Annotated in this window: 21 protein-coding genes and 2 pseudogenes; 15 read left to right on the top strand and 8 right to left on the bottom strand. The window is 70.0% G+C overall.

The features are described 5' to 3' along the window. Nucleotides 1–94 precede the first annotated feature (94 nt). The 7 genes and pseudogenes from RKD23_RS22770 to RKD23_RS22740 all read left to right on the top strand — a co-directional run bounded on the left by RKD23_RS22770 (nucleotide 95) and on the right by RKD23_RS22740 (nucleotide 4,779). Nucleotides 95–1,156 (top strand): annotated as a pseudogene (locus RKD23_RS22770) (IS630 family transposase). Between the two features lie 181 nt (nucleotides 1,157–1,337). Further along, nucleotides 1,338–1,766 (top strand): hypothetical protein, encoded by a 429-nt coding sequence (locus RKD23_RS22765; protein WP_424855343.1) that lies wholly within the window; start codon nucleotides 1,338–1,340, stop codon nucleotides 1,764–1,766. A gap of 415 nt (nucleotides 1,767–2,181) precedes the next feature. Next, on the top strand, nucleotides 2,182–2,601 hold the full coding sequence (locus tag RKD23_RS22760; RefSeq protein ID WP_424855342.1) for a spore-associated protein A: 420 nt from the start codon (nucleotides 2,182–2,184) through the stop codon (nucleotides 2,599–2,601). A gap of 253 nt (nucleotides 2,602–2,854) precedes the next feature. Next, nucleotides 2,855–3,337, top strand: coding sequence for a LytR C-terminal domain-containing protein (locus RKD23_RS22755; RefSeq protein WP_424855341.1), 483 nt, complete (start codon nucleotides 2,855–2,857; stop codon nucleotides 3,335–3,337). 76 nt (nucleotides 3,338–3,413) lie between these two features. After that, complete coding sequence (locus tag RKD23_RS22750) at nucleotides 3,414–3,833, top strand: spore-associated protein A (RefSeq protein WP_424855340.1); 420 nt, start codon at nucleotides 3,414–3,416, stop codon at nucleotides 3,831–3,833. Nucleotides 3,834–3,856: 23 nt separating this feature from the next. Then, the gene (locus RKD23_RS22745; protein WP_404042130.1) at nucleotides 3,857–4,306 is read left to right on the top strand and encodes a hypothetical protein; all 450 of its coding nucleotides are present in this window, start codon (nucleotides 3,857–3,859) and stop codon (nucleotides 4,304–4,306) included. A gap of 23 nt (nucleotides 4,307–4,329) precedes the next feature. Further along, nucleotides 4,330–4,779 (top strand): hypothetical protein, encoded by a 450-nt coding sequence (locus RKD23_RS22740; RefSeq protein WP_424855339.1) that lies wholly within the window; start codon nucleotides 4,330–4,332, stop codon nucleotides 4,777–4,779. Between the two features lie 72 nt (nucleotides 4,780–4,851). Here the strand turns inward: RKD23_RS22740 and RKD23_RS22735 are convergent, their stop codons facing one another. From RKD23_RS22735 to RKD23_RS22710, 6 genes are all read right to left on the bottom strand, one after another. After that, nucleotides 4,852–5,277: a hypothetical protein gene (locus RKD23_RS22735; RefSeq protein ID WP_424855338.1), complete on the bottom strand. Its 426-nt coding sequence runs from the start codon at nucleotides 5,275–5,277 to the stop codon at nucleotides 4,852–4,854. Between the two features lie 23 nt (nucleotides 5,278–5,300). Then, a complete protein-coding gene (locus RKD23_RS22730) occupies nucleotides 5,301–5,726 on the bottom strand; it encodes a peptidase M23 (RefSeq protein WP_424855337.1) in 426 nt (141 codons plus the stop codon). A 68-nt stretch (nucleotides 5,727–5,794) separates the two neighbouring features. Continuing rightward, the gene (locus tag RKD23_RS22725) at nucleotides 5,795–6,679 is read right to left on the bottom strand and encodes a hypothetical protein (RefSeq protein WP_424855336.1); all 885 of its coding nucleotides are present in this window, start codon (nucleotides 6,677–6,679) and stop codon (nucleotides 5,795–5,797) included. 59 nt (nucleotides 6,680–6,738) lie between these two features. Beyond that, nucleotides 6,739–7,989, bottom strand: coding sequence for an ABC transporter permease (locus RKD23_RS22720; RefSeq protein ID WP_424858311.1), 1,251 nt, complete (start codon nucleotides 7,987–7,989; stop codon nucleotides 6,739–6,741). Nucleotides 7,990–8,024: 35 nt separating this feature from the next. Then, nucleotides 8,025–8,762: an ABC transporter ATP-binding protein gene (locus RKD23_RS22715; protein ID WP_424858310.1), complete on the bottom strand. Its 738-nt coding sequence runs from the start codon at nucleotides 8,760–8,762 to the stop codon at nucleotides 8,025–8,027. A gap of 20 nt (nucleotides 8,763–8,782) precedes the next feature. Next, a complete protein-coding gene (locus RKD23_RS22710) occupies nucleotides 8,783–10,228 on the bottom strand; it encodes a peptidoglycan-binding protein (RefSeq protein WP_424855335.1) in 1,446 nt (481 codons plus the stop codon). Between the two features lie 296 nt (nucleotides 10,229–10,524). Between RKD23_RS22710 and RKD23_RS22705 the strand changes: the two genes are divergently transcribed. The 4 genes from RKD23_RS22705 to RKD23_RS22690 all read left to right on the top strand — a co-directional run bounded on the left by RKD23_RS22705 (nucleotide 10,525) and on the right by RKD23_RS22690 (nucleotide 13,260). Beyond that, on the top strand, nucleotides 10,525–10,938 hold the full coding sequence (locus RKD23_RS22705; protein WP_424855334.1) for a hypothetical protein: 414 nt from the start codon (nucleotides 10,525–10,527) through the stop codon (nucleotides 10,936–10,938). Nucleotides 10,939–10,953: 15 nt separating this feature from the next. After that, entirely contained in the window at nucleotides 10,954–11,892 is a 939-nt protein-coding gene (locus tag RKD23_RS22700; RefSeq protein WP_424855333.1) for a hypothetical protein, read from the top strand. Then, nucleotides 11,889–12,779 (top strand): hypothetical protein, encoded by an 891-nt coding sequence (locus tag RKD23_RS22695; protein WP_424855332.1) that lies wholly within the window; start codon nucleotides 11,889–11,891, stop codon nucleotides 12,777–12,779. The genes RKD23_RS22700 and RKD23_RS22695 overlap by 4 nt, the downstream gene beginning before the upstream one ends. Nucleotides 12,780–12,840: 61 nt before the next feature. Then, nucleotides 12,841–13,260: a hypothetical protein gene (locus RKD23_RS22690; protein WP_424855331.1), complete on the top strand. Its 420-nt coding sequence runs from the start codon at nucleotides 12,841–12,843 to the stop codon at nucleotides 13,258–13,260. Nucleotides 13,261–13,267: 7 nt separating this feature from the next. On the opposite strand, the gene RKD23_RS22685 is transcribed toward RKD23_RS22690, so the two are convergent. Then, nucleotides 13,268–14,305, bottom strand: a complete 1,038-nt coding sequence (locus RKD23_RS22685) for a glycosyltransferase family 2 protein (RefSeq protein WP_424855330.1) — start codon at nucleotides 14,303–14,305, stop codon at nucleotides 13,268–13,270. A 127-nt stretch (nucleotides 14,306–14,432) separates the two neighbouring features. Here RKD23_RS22685 and RKD23_RS22680 point away from each other — a divergent pair, with 127 nt between their 5' ends. Further along, complete coding sequence (locus tag RKD23_RS22680) at nucleotides 14,433–15,902, top strand: LCP family protein (protein ID WP_424855329.1); 1,470 nt, start codon at nucleotides 14,433–14,435, stop codon at nucleotides 15,900–15,902. A 5-nt stretch (nucleotides 15,903–15,907) separates the two neighbouring features. Here the strand turns inward: RKD23_RS22680 and RKD23_RS22675 are convergent. Beyond that, a pseudogene (locus RKD23_RS22675) lies at nucleotides 15,908–16,504 on the bottom strand (ABC transporter permease); the annotation flags it as partial. 354 nt (nucleotides 16,505–16,858) lie between these two features. On the opposite strand from RKD23_RS22675, the gene RKD23_RS22670 reads away from it, so the two are divergent. Genes RKD23_RS22670 through RKD23_RS22660 form a run of 3 tightly spaced genes read left to right on the top strand, consistent with a single transcriptional unit; the run spans nucleotide 16,859 to nucleotide 18,695 of the window. After that, a complete protein-coding gene (locus RKD23_RS22670; protein ID WP_424855328.1) occupies nucleotides 16,859–17,284 on the top strand; it encodes a hypothetical protein in 426 nt (141 codons plus the stop codon). 29 nt (nucleotides 17,285–17,313) lie between these two features. Continuing rightward, the gene (locus RKD23_RS22665) at nucleotides 17,314–17,730 is read left to right on the top strand and encodes a peptidase inhibitor family I36 protein (RefSeq protein WP_424855327.1); all 417 of its coding nucleotides are present in this window, start codon (nucleotides 17,314–17,316) and stop codon (nucleotides 17,728–17,730) included. Then, nucleotides 17,727–18,695 carry a hypothetical protein gene (locus tag RKD23_RS22660; protein ID WP_424855326.1) on the top strand — a complete coding sequence of 323 codons (969 nt, stop codon included), beginning with the start codon at nucleotides 17,727–17,729 and terminating at the stop codon, nucleotides 18,693–18,695. Before RKD23_RS22665 ends, RKD23_RS22660 begins: the two co-directional genes overlap by 4 nt. Nucleotides 18,696–18,736 lie beyond the last annotated feature (41 nt).

Raw genomic sequence — 18,736 nt, 5'->3', positions numbered from 1 at the left:
ACCCCAGCCCGGCAAGCCTCCTCATGCCTACTGAGCTTCAAAGCGTGGTGTCGGAGGGGCTGACGGCCCATGATCCCTGCGGTATGCCGACTGCATGAGGTATGCGCAGGGGGGCGGGCTGACCGACGAGCGGCAAGCTTTCCGCGCGAGGTTGAGGATGGAGGCGGCCGAGCGGTTCGTCCAAGAAGGCGAGAACGCGGGCATCGCGCGCGACGTGCGGGTCAGCGTCCGGTCGGTACAGCGTTGGCGCAGGGCCTGGTCCCAGGGCGGGCCGAGAGCTTTGGCCTCCAAAGGGGCCTGCCTCATTGCCACTGCTCAGTGACGGGCTTTGCACCGTACTGGAGCGGGAGCTGGCCAAGGGGCCGGTGGTGCGCGGCTGGCCGGACCAAACCTGGACCCTGTCACGGATCAAGACGCTCATCGGGCGCCGGTTCCACAAGAGCTACACCGTCCAGGGCGTTGCCGCACTGCTCAAGCGGCATGGATGGAGCTGCCAGGTGCCGGCCCGCCAAGCGGTGGAGCGGGACGAGGCAGCGGCGGCAGAATGGGTGAAGGAGACCTGGCCCCAGGTGGAAGGACCGTGGCGGCGCTCGGGGCCTGGCTCGTCTTCGGGGACGAAGCCGGTTTCTCGATGACGCCGCCGACCGCCCGCACCTGGTCCCTCCGCGGCCGCCCCCCTGCGGTCCGCGTGCGGGGCCGCTCACGCCGCCGCTTATCCGTCGCAGCCCTGGCCTGCTACAAAGCCGGCGAACGCTCCCGGCTGATCTACAGGCCCTGCCCCGACGCCCGGCCCGACGGACGCAAGAGCTTCTCCTGGAAGGACTGCCGCGACCTCATCCAGAGCGCCCACCAGCAGCTCGGCGGCCCGATCGTGCTGGTCTGGGACAACTTGAACACCCACCCGACGGCCGGGATGCGCCGCTGCATCGCCGAACGCGACTGGCTCACCGTCTACCAACTCCCGGCCTACACACCGGAGCGCAACCCCGTCGAAGGCATCTGGTCGGTACTACGGCGCACCACCACCAACCGCGCCTTCGCCGACCCACACGACCTGATCACCGCTGTCCGGCGGGGCCTACGTCAGCTCCAGTACCGTCACGACGTCCTTGACGGCTGTCTCACCGGAACTGGACTGGCACTCGCCTCACCATGACGACATCACGCTTTGAAAGTCAGTACGCGCACCACACCCCCCAACTCCCGACCCCTCATCAAACTTGACGACCAGTCATGTGATGAGCATCACGACATTCGAACGACTAATCGACTGACATGCCTCTGACATAGAGGAGAGGATCTGAAGCGACCAAGCTTCCACAGACAGGAGATAGGAAGTGCCCGGCAAGCTTTCCCGCGTCCTGACCGTCTTCGGCATTGCCGCAGCGGCCACCATCCTCGGTCCGGTTTCCAATGCGAGCGCTGGCGGCTACGGCTGCAACGGCGACCTCGTCTACTCGGCCGACGCCAAGGGCGTGGACTCTTACTCGAACACGGTCGTTGCCCACATCTATGCCTACTGGGATGGCACCTACAACTGTGAGGTCGCCGTGAAGAAGGTCTTCGTGGGCACCAGCACTCGCATGGAACTCACCCTCTGGTCCAACTACGGCGAGGACACGGACAGTGGCTACTTCTCGTACTACGCGGGCCCTGTGAAAGTGAAAGCCGTCAACTCGTGCATCTGGGAGGAGGTCGACATGTGGGACACTGCTGGCCGCAATATCGCCCAAGCCTACAACTACGGGAAGCACAACTGCAGTTGATGGCACCAGGTGTGCCCGCCTCTTTGCCGACGATACATGGACAGTAAACGGAACCCGTCCCTGCCTCGCGGCTACGGAGCACGGTTCTCCCTACAGCGTCAAGTTCGGATTCACGTCGACTGTTGGACGAACGGGGCAGCTACCAGCCCTCGGATGCACTCACTTCAACTGCTGCACGAGCGCAATGCATGGACTGCGGCACCCGTAGCGTGGTCATCGGTCGAGCAGGAACGGCGAGCTACGCAGGCCCTCCTTCCACACATTGTCAACGAGCTGAAACTTGTGCCACATCAGGACTTCAATCCCTATTGCGGATGACAGTTGTTTAACCGTCAGCCACACGGGAATGATCGTCTTCCTGCGTAGCGGCTGTGACCGCGCTCATGATCAGCAACTATCCTGAGAGAAACCCGAGATGATCACACGCAATAGAATCGCAGGGTGTGCTGCGGCACTGGCCCTGACCGTCGCCGGCCTCGTTGTCACCGCGACTCCGGCGCAGGCCGCAGGTTACAACGGCGCCTGCGGCAGCGGATATTCTGTCATCGACTCCATGCGGGTTGGCGGCACGAACACTGAGGGCACCACATATCTCACCTACAACAGCTCCAACGGCTACAACTGTGTTGTCACCATGAACAACACCGGCGCGACTCGGTGGGTCGGCGCCGAAATCGAGGTATCGGGTGGCGACTGGATCAGTGACAGCGGCCAGTACCGCTACTATGCCGGCCCGGTATACGTATACGCAGCCAACCGATGCATCGACTGGGGAGGCGGCGTCTCCTATTACGCCGGCCTCTGGGACGTCAAATGGAACGACCACTGCGGCTGATCCATCGCGTGCCTTCCAAGTAAATCCGGAGTCGTACCGACCCCCGACTGCGCATGTCTTTCACACGTCTTGATCAACGGTATGGATGACGGTCTTGGGAAGTTCATTGCATCGCGGACGAGACCGACATGCGCATCCTCAGCAGCAACATCATCCGGTACCCTTTTCCAGATTCAGGCTACACCAACTGCGGGTGCGTATCGCCAGCGATTGATGCGCACCACCCGCCCCGCGAAAACATGAGCCGACAGCTTTGAACACCCGCGGCATCGAAGCCGGAAAGCCCTGGAAGTCGGCGCACGCCGCGGCAGCCCGTGGGGGGCAGGACACCAAGACGACGGGCTGCCGCACCGGCAACACCCTCTCGCTCGGCGTGGTCAACGGCCGGGCGAACACCGTCTCCCAGGCCCTTGTGCAGCAGGGCTTCGCCCGTGCGGCGTCCGACACCTCCGGGTCGTACACCGAGGAGCGGACCGTGGTGCGCTATCCCAGCGCCGAGCTGGAGGGCGACGCGCAGCGGGTCGCCAAGTCGCTCGGGATTCCGCTCACTTCGGTCAAGAGGTCGGCCGACGTCTCCGGCGTGACCGTCGTCGTGGGCGGCGACTGGCGCGAGGGCACGACGTATCCGAAGCAGTCCAAGCCCAAGGCGGGCGACCTGCCGGAGAACTCGGACGCGCTCAACGGTGATGCGGACAGCGGCAAGTGCATGGACGTGTACGAGCCGTATCGCTGGTGACAACGAAGTTGCCCGGGAGGCGCGCCACTGCCATGATCATCAGGTTTCAGCCAACTGACCTGATGCGGATTCAAACATGCGTGTTTCCAAGCGACTTGGTTCTGTCGCCGCCGTCGTCGGCCTCACGGTCGCGGGCACCGTCGCCGCCACCGGCTCCGCCGCGGCCGCGAGCTACACCGGCGCCTGCGGCTCGGGCTACGGCGTCATCGACTCCAAGTACGTCGGCGACGGTACCGCGTTCCTCACGTACAACAGCTCCACCGGCTACAACTGCGTCGTGACCGTGAGCGACACCCCGGGCACCCCCATGATCCTGGACGCCCGTCTGCGCCTGCACCGCACCGACACCGTGTGGAAGTACAACGAGTACGACCGCGGCACGTACAACTACTACGCGGGCCCCGTGTACCTCTACGCCAAGGGTTCCTGCATCGACTGGGGCGGCGCCGCCGCCTCCAACTACACGCGCATCGACTACGGCGTCCACTGCGGCTGATCGACGGAATCGGGGAATCCAGCATGCGCAAGCTCTCGAAGGTCACCCAGTGGGTGGCCACGGCCGCGACGCTGGTCGGGGTCGCCGTGGTCGCGCCGGTCGTCACCGCCGCGCCCGCCTCGGCCGCCGGTTACGGCTGTGCCGGCAACCTGGTCTACACGAAGTCGGTGTACGCCAACAGGAACGGCTACACGAACAAGATAGGCACCGTCCAGTCGTACTACGACGGCACCTACAACTGCTCGGTGTTCGTGAAGTCGGCGTACGTGGGCACGCCCACCCAGATGAACTTCTCCATCTACAAGGAGGACGACGGCACGTTCGACGACGACACCGGCGCCTTCTCCTCCTACGCGGGTCCCGTGCGGATCAAGGCCCCCGGTTCGTGCGTGAGCGAGATGCTCATCATGGACAACCCCAGCGGCACGCAGATCTTCTTCGGCCAGGCCGCTCCGCCGCACAACTGCGGCTGACCTACGGAACGGGGAACCACAGCATGCGCAAGCTCACCAAGCTCACCCGCTGGATGGCCACCGCCGCGACGCTGGTCGGCGTCGGCGTGGTCGCGCCGGTCGTCACCGCGGCGCCCGCCTCGGCCGCCGGTTACGGCTGCGCCGGCAACCTGTCCTACTCGAAGGCCGTGTACGGCAACAGGAACGGCTTCAGCAGCAAGCTGGGCACCGTCTACGACTACTTCGACGGGACCTACAACTGCTCCGTCTTCGTGAAGTCCGCCTGGGCCGGGACCCCCAGCTGGATCACGCTGGCGATCTACCGGGAGCCCAACGACGGCACCTACGACGAGGACTCGGGCAACTTCAGCAGCTACGCCGGCCCGGTGCGCATCAAGGCGCCCGGCACCTGCGTGGTCGAGATGCTCGACGTGTACAGCCCGGGCGGCACCCAGGCGTACGTCGGCCAGATCGGGCCGCACTCCTGCGGCTGATGCCATGACGAGAACGCTCGGCCGGGACGTCCCGGCCGAGCGTTCTTGTCGTTCTGGAGGCGCTGTGACTCTTCAGCGCCAGCGGAAGGACGCGTTCTCGTTGTACGTGTTCACCAGCTGCCCCTTGGTCTGGGGGGCCGCCAGGTCGTACGCACCGGAGAAGTTGGAGTTGTAGTACGACGCCCCGGTCTTGCTCCAGGCGCTGTTGGCGTAGGACGCGGCGTTGTTCTTGACGTGCTGACCGACGCCGGCCGTGCCCAGACCCCAGTCGGCGAAGTTCAGCGGGTAGCCGGTGCCGCCGAAGTTGTCCCAGTTGGCGACGTCGGACGTCGCACCCGCGGCGCCGCCCTTCTGGTACGAGTTGTAGTAGAGGCAGAACTCGTTGCCGAACCGGCCGCCACAGATGTCGGACATGGCCGCCTGAGCGGGCACGGCCGTGGCCAGGGAGCCGACGACACCGGCGGCGAGGACACCGCCGGCCGCCAGCACTGCACGCATGCGCATCATCATCCCCCAGGGGTTCAGCGCCAGCGGAAGGACGCGTTGTTGTTGTACGTGTTGACGAGGTTGCCCTTGTCGCGCGGCGGGGCGACGTCGTAGGCCCCGGCGTAGTTGGAGTTGAAGTAGGACAGGCCGGTCTTGCTGTCGTGGCTGTTGGCGTAGGACGCGGCGTTGTTCTTCACGACCTGGCCGACACCGGCCGTGCCCTGGCCGCCGTCGGTGAAGCGCCAGGGGTAGGTGCCGCCCCAGTTGGCGATGTTCTCGTAGGTGGCCGTCCAGCCGCCGAGCTGGTTGGAGTTGTACCAGAGGCAGTAGTCGACGTCGATGACGCCGCCGCACAGGCCGTCCGGGATGTCGTCGGCCTGGGCGGGAGCGGCGGTGACCAGCATCCCGAGGGTGCCGGCGGCGGCCAGGGCGGCCGCGAGGGCCGAGGTGCGCATACGCATGGGAGGGTGTCCCTTCTTTCCTCTGTATGGGGGGTGGGGGTGGGGGGTGGAACGGCCGCGGGTGCCGGTCAGGAGGACTCGCCCAGCTCGGCGGCGGCCCGCTTGAGCTGGTCGGTCTTGTGCCGCTTGACCTCGGCGAGGTCCTCGGCGTCCTGCTCGATGCGCTCGCGCTGCCATCCGGACTCGACGTCGAACCAGGTCCGCACGAGTCCGGTCTTCTTCTTGCATTCGACGTCCGCTCTGGCCGTCGAAATCTCGGTGCCGCTCGCCTGCTTCGTCGCGAACGCGGGGTCGTCGATGGCGTCCATCGGCGAGGCGTAGCGGTAGCCCCGCCCGGCCATGCACGCCGACCAGTCGCGGAAGACGGCCAGCACGCGCGGGTCCTTCTGGCTGCGGGCGTAGCTCTCCATGTTCAGCTGGCGGGCCTTGTCGTCCGGCCCGAACTCGGCCTCGTCGCCCGCCAGTCGGCGCTTGGCCTCGCCGACGCAGCCGCCGTCGGGGTCGAGGGTGCCGTCGGTCATCGGCTTGCCGACCAGGGCCACCCGCCCGGCCGGGCTGAGCGACTTGGCCGCGCTCTCCTGCTCCGCCGCGGGGACCGGGAAGTGGTAGCCGTAGACCTGGGCGGTGTAGGTGTTGGCGATGCCGTAGCGGCGGTCCAGCACCCCGATGTCCGGCCCCCCGGCGTCCGCTTGCGGGCGGTAGTCGAAGCCCGCGCGTTCCATGCAGCGCTGGGTGAGGGTGCTCATCGCGCGGGTCAGCTGGCCCATCTCGGCCTCGGAGAACATGTAGCCCTCCACCGGCAGGGCCAGACCGGCGGTGAGGCTGGACGACGCGGGCGCCACGGAGTTGTCCGGCCGCGGGGGCGCGGAGGTGCCGTCGCCGTCGCCGTCACCGGAGCAGCCCGCGAGGAGCAGGGTGCCTGCGAGCATCACGGTCGCTGTCGTCTTTCGCACGTCACTTCCTTGCCGAACCATGTGGAGAACCGGAGGGACCAGGGCGGGCACGGGGGCGGTCAGCGCCGCAGCGCTTCCGCGGGCTGGATCCGGCTGGCGCGCCACGCCGGGTACAGGCCCGCGAGCAGCCCGGTGACCAGGCCGACCGCCGGGGCGGTGACGACGGTGGCCGGGTGGATCACCGGCGTCCAGTCGCGTACGACCGCCAGCGCGACCACCGTGACGGCGCCGAGGCTGGTGCCGACCAGCCCGCCGAGCGCGCCCAGCGCACCGGACTCGGCCAGGAACTGCGCGGTGATGTGCCGGCCGCGGGCACCGAGGGCCCGGCGCAGTCCGATCTCCCCGGTACGCTCCAGGACCGCCACCAGCGTGGTGTTCGCGATGCCGACCGCGCCGATCACCAGGCAGATCCCGGCCAGCAGCATGAACAGCTCGTCGAGGTCGGAGGTGACGCTGCCGCGCAGGCTCCGCGGGTCGGGCGGCGGCACGGCCCGGAAGTGCTCGGGGTGGGCGGGGTCGAGCGCCAGTGCCGCCTCGGAGGCGATCTGCCGGGCGGCGCCCAGGTCGGTGGAGATGAGCATCTTGGCCCGCTCCCCGCCCTCCGGGCCGCCCCAGATCCGCTCGGCCGCGGTGCGCGGCACCACCACCGACAGCAGCAGGTCCGCCTTGCGCTCGACGTCCTCGACGATGCCGATGACCGTGAAGGCATGGTCGCCGACGAACACCGCCGGGGCGGTCTCCAGGGTGGTGATGCCGAGCCGGTCGGCCAGGCCCGAGCCGATCACGGCCACGTTCTCGCCCCGCCGGTTGTGGTACGCGTCGAAGGTGCGTCCCTGTTCCAGGCGCGGCCCCGCCGCGGCGAGGACGCCGGGGGACGCCGCGACCACCTGGGTGCGTTCGCCGCGCGTCCCGGCCCCGGGCGGCGCCGCGGAGACCAGGTCCTCGGGGTTCAGCCGGACCGGCCAGTACACGCCCGCGTCGCGGACGCCGTTGAGCGCCCCGATCCGCGCGTCGGCGTCCGCCGGGAACGCGTTGGCCAGCAGGTCGGGCCGGTCGCCGCCGGTGTCCTCGACGGTCACCTCGGTGGCCGTGAGCGCGTTGAACCGGGAGTCGATCTGCGACGACGTGGTGGCGGTCAGCCCGAGGACGGCGACGAAGGTGCCCACGCCGAGGACGGTGCCGAGCGCGGTGAGCGCCGAGCGCGCCGGGCGCTGCAGGATGCCGGCGGCCGACTCCGACACCAGGTCGCGCGCGCCGAGCCGGGACCGGTCGGCAGGTGCCGTACGGCTCCTGCGGCCGAGGCGGAGCAGCCTCGTACGGCTCTCGCGGCCGGGTATGCGGACCTTCACGCGGCGACCACCGCCTGCTCGGTGAGCACGCCGTCGCGGATGGCGACGGTACGCCGGCCGCGCGCGGCGACGCCCGGGTCGTGCGTGATGACGACGAGGGTCATGCCGTCGGAGTGCAGTTCGTCCAGCAGGGTCAGGATCGACTCGGCGGTGGCCGTGTCGAGGTTGCCGGTCGGCTCGTCGCACAGCAGCAGGGAGGGGCGGGCGACCAGGGCGCGGGCGATGGCGACGCGCTGGCGTTCGCCGCCGGAGAGCCGGGTGGGCAGCGCCTCGGTGCGGTGGGCGAGGCCGACGCGGCGCAGCGCCTCCCGGGCCCGTTCGGCGCGCTCCCCCCGGTTCGCGGGGTCGTAGAGCATGGCGAGGGTGACGTTCTCCAGCGCCGAGCGGTGCGGCAGCAGATGGAAGCTCTGGAAGACGAACCCGATCCGCCGTCCCCGCATGCCGGTGCGGTCGGCGTCGCTGAGCCGCGCGGTGTCGATGCCGTCCAGGAGGTAGCTGCCCTCGGTGGGCGCGTCGAGCAGGCCCGCGATGTTCAGGAAGGTGGACTTGCCGGAGCCGGAGGGGCCCACCACGGTGACGTAGTCGCCCCGCTCGATGGTCAGGTCGCAGGGCTTGAGCGCCTCGACCGGCGGCGGGCCGGGGTAGGTGAGGGCGACCCGGCGGAACTCGACGACGGGTGCGGCGGACGTCTCGGGGGCGGGCGCCGCGAGGTGCGCCGCCCGCGCCCGGCGCAGCCGCGCCAGGACGGATCGGGTCACCGCGCGATCCCGACGACGACCTTGTCGCCGGCGGTGAGCCGGGCGCCGCGCAGGGGCGTGATCTCGGTGTAGCCGTCGCCGGAGGTGCCGGCGCGGACCTCGACGCGGCGGCGTTCGCCGGACCGTTCCAGGACGGTGACGGTGGTGCGGGAGTCGGCACCGGCGGAGAGCGCGGAGACGGGCACGACGAGCACCTTGCGGCCGGTCGTGGCGGCCTCGATGGTCAGGCGCACGTCCTGTCCGGCGAGGCGGGCGGCGAGCGCGGAGTCGGGCCGGACGACGACCGTGTATCCCTGGCCCGCGGAGGCGGCGGCCGCGTCGGCCCCCTCGCCCTCGGGCGCCGCGGGGGTGTCGGCCACCGAGGCGACCGTGCCGGTGACCTGGTCGCCGTAGACCTCGGAGAGCACCTCGACCTTCTGGCCGGGACGTACCAGGTCCTTCTCATGGGCGCCGAGAGCGCCCCTGACCACCAGCCGGCCAGCGGAGAGGGTGGCGAGCTTCTCGCCGACCTCGCTGCCGACCTTGGCGTTCATGGTGTCGACGCGGGCCGGGAAGCCGCTGAGGAAGACGACCTCGGAGGCGGGCACCATGGCGCCGGAGACGGCTTCGGCCTGCTCCAGGTCGTCCTCGGCCTCGGCCAGGTCCTCCCGGGCGTACCGGACGTCGTCGGCGTGCCCGGTGTCGGCGGCGGTCTTGCCGTCGGCGCTCTTGCCATCGGCGCTCTTGCCGTCGGCGGTCTGGTCGTCGGCGCTCTTGCCGTCGTCGCCGGACGCGCTGCCGCTGTCCTGCCGGAGCAGTGCGTCGAGTCGGCGCTGGGCCTGCTTGACCTGGTCGCGAGCCGCTTCGACGGGGTCCTCGCCGCCCTGGCCGCCGCCGGCGACGACGGGCTCGTAGCCGATGGCGGCGTACAGCGCGGCGACCGCCTGCTTGGTCCCGGGGCCGTAGGTGCCGGCCGCGTCGGAGCCGGGGTCGTGGCCGAGGGTGCGCAGGGCCTGCTGGAGCTGGCGTACGTCGTCGCCCTGGGTGCCCGGCTTCAGGTCCCGGTAGACGGGGAGGGTGCCGGGCAGGGCGAAGACGGGCCGGCCGGAGACCTCGGCCAGCACGCGGCCGGCCTGGAAGGTCTGCCCGGAGCGCACCATCACCTTGGTGACGACGGGCGCGGCCGAACCGTCGGCCGCGATGCCGGCCGGCGCCAGGTCGACGGTCTGCGAGGCGGCGACGATCCCGCGGGTGACCACGGTGTCGGCGAGCACACGTCGCTCGACGGGCGCGGTGAGCACGTCCGGGGCGGGCGGACCCGCGTCGGCGGCGGCCTGGGCCGGCGACTTCACGAACGTGGAAGTCCACACGGCGGCGCCCGCGAGCACCACGGCACCCGTCGCCAGGGCCGCCACGGCACGCTTGCGCCGCGACAGCCCGGAGCCGGTCCCCGACTGGGACATGCTTCCCCCAAATTCGCTCTCCGGCTGCGGCGTTGGTCCACCGAAACGGTCAGTTCCAGCCACCCGCAACCGTGTTCGAGCACAGACGATCACCCGCACAAGAAGCCTGTCAAGTGGGTTCCGACGCACCGTCAAGTACTGGTCATGGCCTGTGGTTTACTGGGCGTCAGCTTTCGGCCATCAAGATCACTTCTGGCCGTTCAGGCAGCTCACACTTGCCTCACAGACAGCGGCCCGTGTCAGGATCCTCGACGGCTCGCAGTCCCAGCCATGACCGAAAAACAGGGGGAACAATCATGCGTATCGGTGCAAAGCTCGCCGGTCTCGCGCTCGCCGCGGGCGCCGTGGCGGTCACGACCACGCCCGCCGGCGCCTACGAGTTCGACAACTACAAGGACGGCTACTGCGTGGCGCAGGAGCTGTGCATGTACTACCACTCCGCCGGCTACTCCTCGTCGTCCATGATGGACTACTACGACGAGGAGCCCACGCACCACGACGACCGCTTCCTGGCCTCCGGTCCCGGTCAGGGCCAGGTCGTGGGCAACAACGCCTCGTCCGCGAAGTGCTGGGGCACCCGGTACAACTACGCGATCTTCTTCAACTCCAACTTCACGGGCCAGCGGCACAACCACACCTGCGACGGTGTGCGCCGTGACACGCCGGGCTGGCTGCAGAACAACAACGCCTCCAGCTACGAGCCCTACTAGGCCGGCCGGTACACCTTGCGCACCACCAGGCTCGGCCTGGCGCTGGGCTGCGCCGCTCTCGTGTTGAGCGGCTGCTCCTCCTCGGACTCCGGGACCGACCGGTCCCGGTCCGGGGACGCCCCGCCGGTCGATTTCAAGACACCTCCGCCGGTCACGGCCACGCCCACCCTGCGCGCCTCCACCGCCCTGGAGCTGCCGCTGGAGGCGTACGCCTGGACCGACTCCGAGGAGCGCACCCGCCGCCAGGGCGAGGACCTGCTGGCCGCGCAGTGCATGCGCGGCTACGGCTTCGACCTGGCGCCCCGCCCCGCCTACCAGGGCGACAAGGCGCTGCGGGACTCCCGCCGCTACGGCATCAGCGACCCCGACACGGCATCGCGCTTCGGCTACCGCATCGACCCGGCGGACCGCGGCCCCAAGCCGCCCGAGGAGAACTACTCCTCCGCGGAGTCCCTCGTGCTGTTCGGCCCCCAGGACGGACAGGGCGCGAACCGGACCGCCGACGGCAAGACGGTGCCCAAGGGCGGCTGTTGGGCCAAGGCCCTGCGCGACCTGGCCGCCGACGGACCCGAAGTACGCCCGGACGAGGAGGAGTTCGCCGACCAGCTGGCGATCTTCACCTACCAGGAGTCGCAGAAGGACCCCCGGGTGAAGAAGGCGTTCTCCGCCTGGTCCGCCTGCATGAAGGACAAGGGCTACTCCTACAAGGGCCCGATGGACGCGGTGGAGGACCCGGCCTTCAAGAACACGGCCACGGCCTCCCGGCGCGAGATCCAGGTCGCCGAGGCGGACGTCGCCTGCAAGCAGCGGCACAACGTCATCGGTGTCTGGTACGCGGTCGAGGTCGCCTACCAGGAACGCGCCGTCGAGCAGAACCAGCAGCAGCTCGACACGCTCAAGCAGCGCAAGGAGGCCATCCTCCGGACCGCCGCCCGCGCCGGGGCCACGCCGTGAGGCGCACGGCCCCCGTCGTGCTGCTCGCCGTGCTGCTGACGGCCTGCTCGTCCGGCACCGACAGCGCCGACAGCGCCCACCGCACCGACGGTCCCGCCGCGCCCGGGACCCCGGCGGCCGCGGCCCCCGCACCGCGCATCACCCTGCCGCTCGACCCGTACCAGGTCTCCGACGAGGACTACTCCACCGTCTCGCGGGCCCTCGCGGAGCTCACCGACCGCTGTATGCGCGAGCAGGGCCTGCGCTACGACGAGGAGGCGCCCGAGGGCGTCGCCACCTCGGCCACCGGCACCGGGCACGAGCGCCGCTACGGCATCACCGTGCCGGAGACCGCCGAGAAGTACGGCTACCACCTGGACGGCACGCCGAGCCGGCAGGTGACACCGGCGCCGCAGTCCAAGCGCTACCAGCGCGCGCTGATGGGCACGGGCAAGCCCACCGGCACCGACGGGCAGTTCGACGACGGCTGCGCCGGCCGCGCGCACCTGGAGCTGGAGAAGGGCATCGACATGGATGCCGTGGACCTCCCGCAGTGGTACAAGCGGGAGTCCTTCCAGCAGTCGCTGCGCGAGCCGCTGGTGACGAAGGCGTTCGCGGCCTGGTCCGGCTGCATGGCCGAGTCAGGACACCACTTCCGCACCCCGCTGGACCCGCTCGCCGACCGCAAGGTGCTGGGCGAGAAGGTGACGCCGTACGAACGCGCGGTGGCCACGGCCGACATCGCCTGCAAGCAGCGGACCGGGCTCGTCGCCGCCTGGCGGAACACCGAGGCCTCGCTCCAGCGCACTCTCATCGAGTCCCGCGGCCCGCAGCTGGCGAAGGCGCGGGGGGAAGCGGCCCGGCTCATCGCCCGGGCCGACGAAATCGTCGGTGCCGACAAGAACTGACCTGGCACCGAGCCACAGGCCGGCCGTGCACGACGGCCTGCCGAAACCGAGGGGAACCCACATGAACCGCTGGGCCACGCTGGCCACGGCCGGTGCCGCGGCACTGACCTCCGTGCTCGCCTACTCGAGCACCGCGCAGGCCGCCGACGGCACCTGCGAGATCCAGGAAGCCTGCTACTACTTCAACTCCAACACCTCGGGGTCGATGATCGACTACGAGGGCGACCAGTGGACCCACCACGACGACTACTTCATCTCGTCCGGCAACGGCCAGGGCCAGGTCGTCGGCAACAACGCGGCCTCGCTGTTCTGCAACATGGGCCCGCTGTTCACCTGTGAGACCTGGTTCAACTCCGGCTACGGCGGCGACTCGTTCAAGACGCTGGGCACCAAGCGCGTCAACCTGCCGCTCTGGCTGAAGAACAACAACGCCTCCAGCAAGAAGTACTACTCGGGCGGCTGCAGCGGCCCCGGCTGCTGACCAGAGGTCAGTGTGAGCCGGCGTCCGCCCGCACCGCCGGGCGCCGGCTCGCGATCACCTTCCTGGCCAGCGACTTCGGGCTGGTCAGGAAGCCCCAGCCCCAGGACATGTGCATGGTGGCCAGCGCGACGGGGATCTGCAGCCGGGCCTTCGGCGACATGCCCTTGCCCGCCGGGAGCGAGCCCGCGACGATCGCCGCGAGATAACCGCCGGGGACGACCAGGCCCCACGGCGTGACCAGGGCACCCACCACGATCCCGGCCGCGATCGCGCACACCGCCACCGGCGGGGCGAGATAGCGCAGGTTGATCGACCCGGAGTGGTACCGGGCGACCACGTGCCGCCACCGCCCGTAGTCCTTGTACTGCTTGGCCAGCGCCTTCACGCTCGGCCGCGGCCGGTAGGAGACCTTCAGCTCGGGCGAGAACCAGATGAGACCCCCGGCCTCCCTGATCCGGAAGTTCAGCTCCCAGTCCTGGGCGCGGATGAACTCCTCGTTGTAACCGCCCTGCTGCTCCAGCGCCTCGCGCCGGAAGACACCGAGGTAGACGGTCTCGGCGGGACCGGCCTGACCGCCCGTGTGGAAGGCCGCGTTGCCGACGCCGACCTTCGAGGTCATCGCGGCCGCGACCGCGGCCTCCCAGGCGTTCTCGCCCTCGGCGTGCATGATCCCGCCGACGTTCTGCGCGCCGGTCTCCTCCAGAAGCCGTACGGCGGTCGCGATGTAGTTCGGCGACAGCATGCCGTGCCCGTCGACCCGGACGACGACCGGATGCCGGGAGGCCTTGATCGCGGCGTTGAGGGCGGCGGGCGTACGGCCGGTCGGATTGGGGACCGTGTGCACCCGCGGGTCCTCGGCCACCAGCTCGGCCGCGATCTCGTCCGTACGGTCCGTGGACGGACCGAGGGCGATCACGACCTCCATCTCACCGGCGTACTCCTGCGCGAGGATCGCCTGGACGGCGTGACGCAGATGCCGCTCCTCGTTGAGGACGGGCATGATCACAGAAACGGCGGGGAGCTGCACGTCGGACTTCGCGTTCATAGGGGGCTCACGTTACCGCGAACGGGGGACACCCATGCGCCCCGGCCGTGGCGGTGCCCCGGACCGGAGATCGTATGGGCCTACGGTGCTCACGGATCCCGCGTACGGCCTCGCCCGGAGGTGTCCCTTGCCCACGCCGCCCAGGTCCCCCGGCCGGCCGCAGTCCCACCCGCAGCCCCGCCCACGGCCGTCCCGCCGCGCGCCCCGGCCCGCCCCACGGCCGAAGCGGCCGCGCTGGGCCCTGCGGGCGGCCACGGCACTCTCGGTCGTCGTGCTCGCCGCGGCCGGCATCGGGCACGCCGTCGTCACCAGCCTCGACGCGGACATCGCACGCGTCGACCCGTTCAAGGACATGAAGAACCGGCCGCGCGCCGGGCACGGCATGAACCTGCTGCTCGTCGGCACCGACGGCCGCGACCGGATCAGCGAGGAAGAGCGGCAGAAGTACCGGCTGGGCGGCGCCCCCTGCCACTGCACCGACACGATCATGATCGTGCACATCTCCGAGGACCGGGAGCGGGCCAGCATCGTCAGCCTCCCCCGCGACTCCTACGCCGAGCTGCCCGCGCACACCGACGCGACCACCGGCGAACACCACAAGGCCCACCCCATCAAACTGAACGCCGCCTACGCGGAGGGCGGGCCGCAGCTGACCGTGCGGACGGTCGAGAAGATGACCCGGGTGAAGATCGACCACTACCTGGAGGTCGACTTCACCAGCTTCATGCGGACCGTCGACGTCCTCGGCGGCGTCCGCGTCTGCACCGCCGAGCGCCTCGACGACCCCTACACCGGCCTGGACCTCGCCCCCGGCCCGCACGACCTGCGCGGCGGCGAGGCCCTGCAGTACGTGCGCTCCCGGCATGTCGACGGCGCCTCCGACCTGGGCCGCATGCAGCGCCAGCAGCGCTTCCTCGCCGCGCTGGTGGAGCGGGCGACCTCCTCGGGAGTGCTGCTGAACCCGCTGAAGTTCCGGGACGTCACCCGGGCCGTGCTCGGCTCGGTCCGCGCGGACAAGGGCTTCGGCACCGGCGAGCTCCTCGACCTGGGCCGGGCGATGCGCACCTTCTCGCCGTCCTCCTCGGAGTTCGTCACCGTCCCCATCGGGCAGATGGGCTACGCCGTGAAGGGCATCGGCTCGACCCTGAAGTGGGACCCGGTGAAGTCGGCCCGTCTCTTCAAGTCCCTGCGCGAGGACAAGCCGCTGGCCGCGCACCGGCCGCGCAGCAGAGCCGTACGCGTCCCCGTGGCTCCCCAGCAGATCCGCGTCCAGGTCGAGAACGGCACCTCCACCGCGGGCCTCGGCCGCCGCGTCGACGCCGCGCTCGCCGCGACCGGCTTCGACACCACCCGCCGGCCGGCGAACGCCGCCCCGGTCCGGCGTACGACCGTCGCCTACGACCCCCGCTGGGACCGCTCCGCGCGATCCCTCGCCGCGGCCCTGCCGGGCAGCGAACTGCGACCGGTCAAGGGCCAGGGCGGCATCCTGAAGGTGATCGTCGGCCCGGACTTCGCGAAGGTCCGCAAGGTCCGGGCTGAGGATGCCCGGCAGGGCGAGTTCGGGGTGGTGCGAGGCGACGAGGTGAGCTGTCCCTGAGTCCCGCGCCGCAGGGCCTCCACCGGCTGGATACGGCCGGCCCGCCAGGCCGGGCAGAGCCCGGCGAGGACCCCGGTGAGCAGACCGATGGCGGGAGCCGCGGCCACGGTCGTGGGATGGATGACCGGCGTCCACTCGCGGACCATCGCGGTACCGATGACCGCGAAGGTGCCGAGGCTCGTGCCGACCGGCCCGCCGAGAGCCAGATGGCCGCGAGCAGCAGGAACAGCTGGTCGAGGTCGGAGGTGACCGCCGTCCTGAGCGAACGGGGGTCGGGCGGCGCCACGGCCTCGAAGTAGTCGGGATGCGCCGGACCGAGGGCGAGGGCCGCTTCACCGGCGACCTGCTGGGCGGCGCCGAGCTGCGTGGAGATCAGCATCTTGGCGCGGCTGCGGCTCGCCCCAGACCCGCTCGGCGGTCGTGCGCGGCACCACCACCGACAGCGGCACGTCCGGCTTGCGGTCGGCCTCGTCGACGATGCCGATCACGGTGAACGCGTCCTTGCCGATGAAGATCGCGGGGGACGTCTCCAGGGTCGTGATGCCGAGCTGTGCCGCCATGCCCGAAGCGATCACGGCGACCGCCTGCGCCTCGCGGTCGTGCACGACGGGCTTGCCGCCCTCGGCCGCGGGGGCGATGTCGACGGTCCGCGCCGCGGAGACGGTGCCGCGGGTGACCACGGTGTCGGTGACGACACCGGCAGCGACACCGCTCTGCGCCGACGTGCGACACCGCCTCGCCGGCCTTCGTCCGACACACCCTCTCCCCGCTGTCGCGCATGGATGAACCACCGGTCAGGCGGCATGAGCACCGGTCAGTGGACCACCGGCCAGAAAGATCGTCAACTCCCTTTATTTTCAGCCAATCTGACTTGAAATCACTCTTGAGGTGTCCGATTGTCGACTGATCTACTCAGGCGGCTCCTATCTGATCAAGTTCACGACAAGGAAGTCACGATGACGAGGCTCAAGAAGGCCGCGGCCGTCCTGGTCGCCGCCGGCGCCCTGATCGCGGGCGGTACCGCGACGGCCAGCGCGGGTAGCTACAACGGCTCCTGCGAGACCAGCAACGGCGGCGAGATCTGCCTCTACCGCTACGCGAACTACGGCGGCGCCCTGTACGACACGATCTACAGCAAGACCAACTACGACGGCTCGACCTACTACGGGACCTCCGTGCTGCTCAACAACACGGTCTCCTCGGTCAAGAACCGTGACTACGTGAACTCCATCGAGACCTTCACGGGCGAGAACTACACGGGCCTGCGCGTGCACGCCGACCCGGGCCTGGACCTGTGGGACATGGCCGTCTTCTGGGACGGCCAGACCGACAACGCCATGTCGTCGCACTGCTTCAGCAGCAACGCCTACTGCCCGTCCTGACGCGCACCGATCCGAGGGGATGCCACACCATGAGGAACTTCAAGAAGGCCGCGGCCGTCCTGGTCGCCGCCGGCGCCCTGATCGCGGGCGGTACCGCGACGGCCAGCGCGGGCAGCTACAACGGCTCCTGCGAGAGCAGCAACGGCGGCGAGATCTGCCTCTACCGCTATGCCGACTTCGGCGGCGGCCTGTACGACACCCTGTACAGCAAGACCAGCTACCCCGGCTCCACGTACTACGGCACCTCGGTGCTGATCGACAACACCATCTCGTCGGTCAAGAACCGTGACTACGTCAACGCCATCGACGTCTACACGGGCGAGAACTACACCGGCTCGCGCACCCACGCCGACCCCGGCCTGGACCTGTGGGACATGGCCGTCTTCAGTGACGACAACGCGATCTCCTCGCACTGCTTCGAGAACAACGCCTACTGCCCCGGATGATGAACACACGCAACAGGATCGGCGGGCTGCTGCTCGTCGCCGCGCTCGCCTGGACGGGCACCGCGTGCTCGTCCGACGAGCAGGCCCAGGACAACCCCGCCGAACAGCCGTACAAGGTGCAGGCGTCGAAGACCTGGGGCGGCGTCGCCATCAGCCTGCCGATCGACTCGTACACCGTCACCTCGGAGGAGCGGGAGGCGCTCGGCCAGGCCGTCGCCACACTGGCGGGCGACTGCATGAAGCGCTACGGCGTCGACTGGCCGGCCCCCCTGCCGCCGACGCCGCGGAACCTGAACTCCAACGCCCGCCTCTACGGGGTGAACGACCTGGAGTCGGTGGCCGCCTACGGCTACCACCCGCCGCTGCCCAAGGGCATGACCGCCCAGCAGGCCGAGCAGACGAGCGCGCGGTCCCGTGCGCACTACGCGAACGTCTCTCCGGCCGCGGTCACGCTCTACAACGGCGAGGGGCCCACGTCGGTCAACGGCAAGGACGTCCCCAAGGGCGGCTGCCTCGGCGAGACCCGCCGCAAGGTCGGCCTGGAGGACGCCAACCGCCTCGACCTCACCTTCAACAAGGTCAACCTCCAGGCGTCCGAGCAGGCGGGGAACGACCCACGGGTCGGCGCCCTGAACAAGCGCTGGGCCGCCTGCATGAAGGAGGCCGGCTACCACTACACGGACCCGCTGGCCGCCGCCGGCGATCCGGCGTGGACGGCGGGCGAGGGCGGCGACGGCAGCACGGACAGCGACTCCGTCGGCGCTCCCGAGGCCCGGGAGATCACCGTCGCCTCCACCGACGTCCGCTGCAAGCAGCGCGTGGACTACGTCCGCACCCGCGTGGGTGTCGAGGCGGAGTACCAGAACAAGCTCATCGAGCAGAACATCACGGCCCTCACCGCGGACCGTGACACCTGGAAGTCGGCCATCGCCAAGGCGAACGACCTGATGGCGAACCGCGGCTGAACCAGAAGGGGGGCCGGTCCGCGCGGACCGGCCCTCCCTGC

This window comes from Streptomyces sp. SAI-170, from assembly GCF_049739565.1.
In the GTDB taxonomy this organism is placed as follows: domain Bacteria; phylum Actinomycetota; class Actinomycetes; order Streptomycetales; family Streptomycetaceae; genus Streptomyces.
Note: the sequence above shows the minus strand (reverse complement) of the source record. Positions and strands in the feature narration are given on the sequence as shown.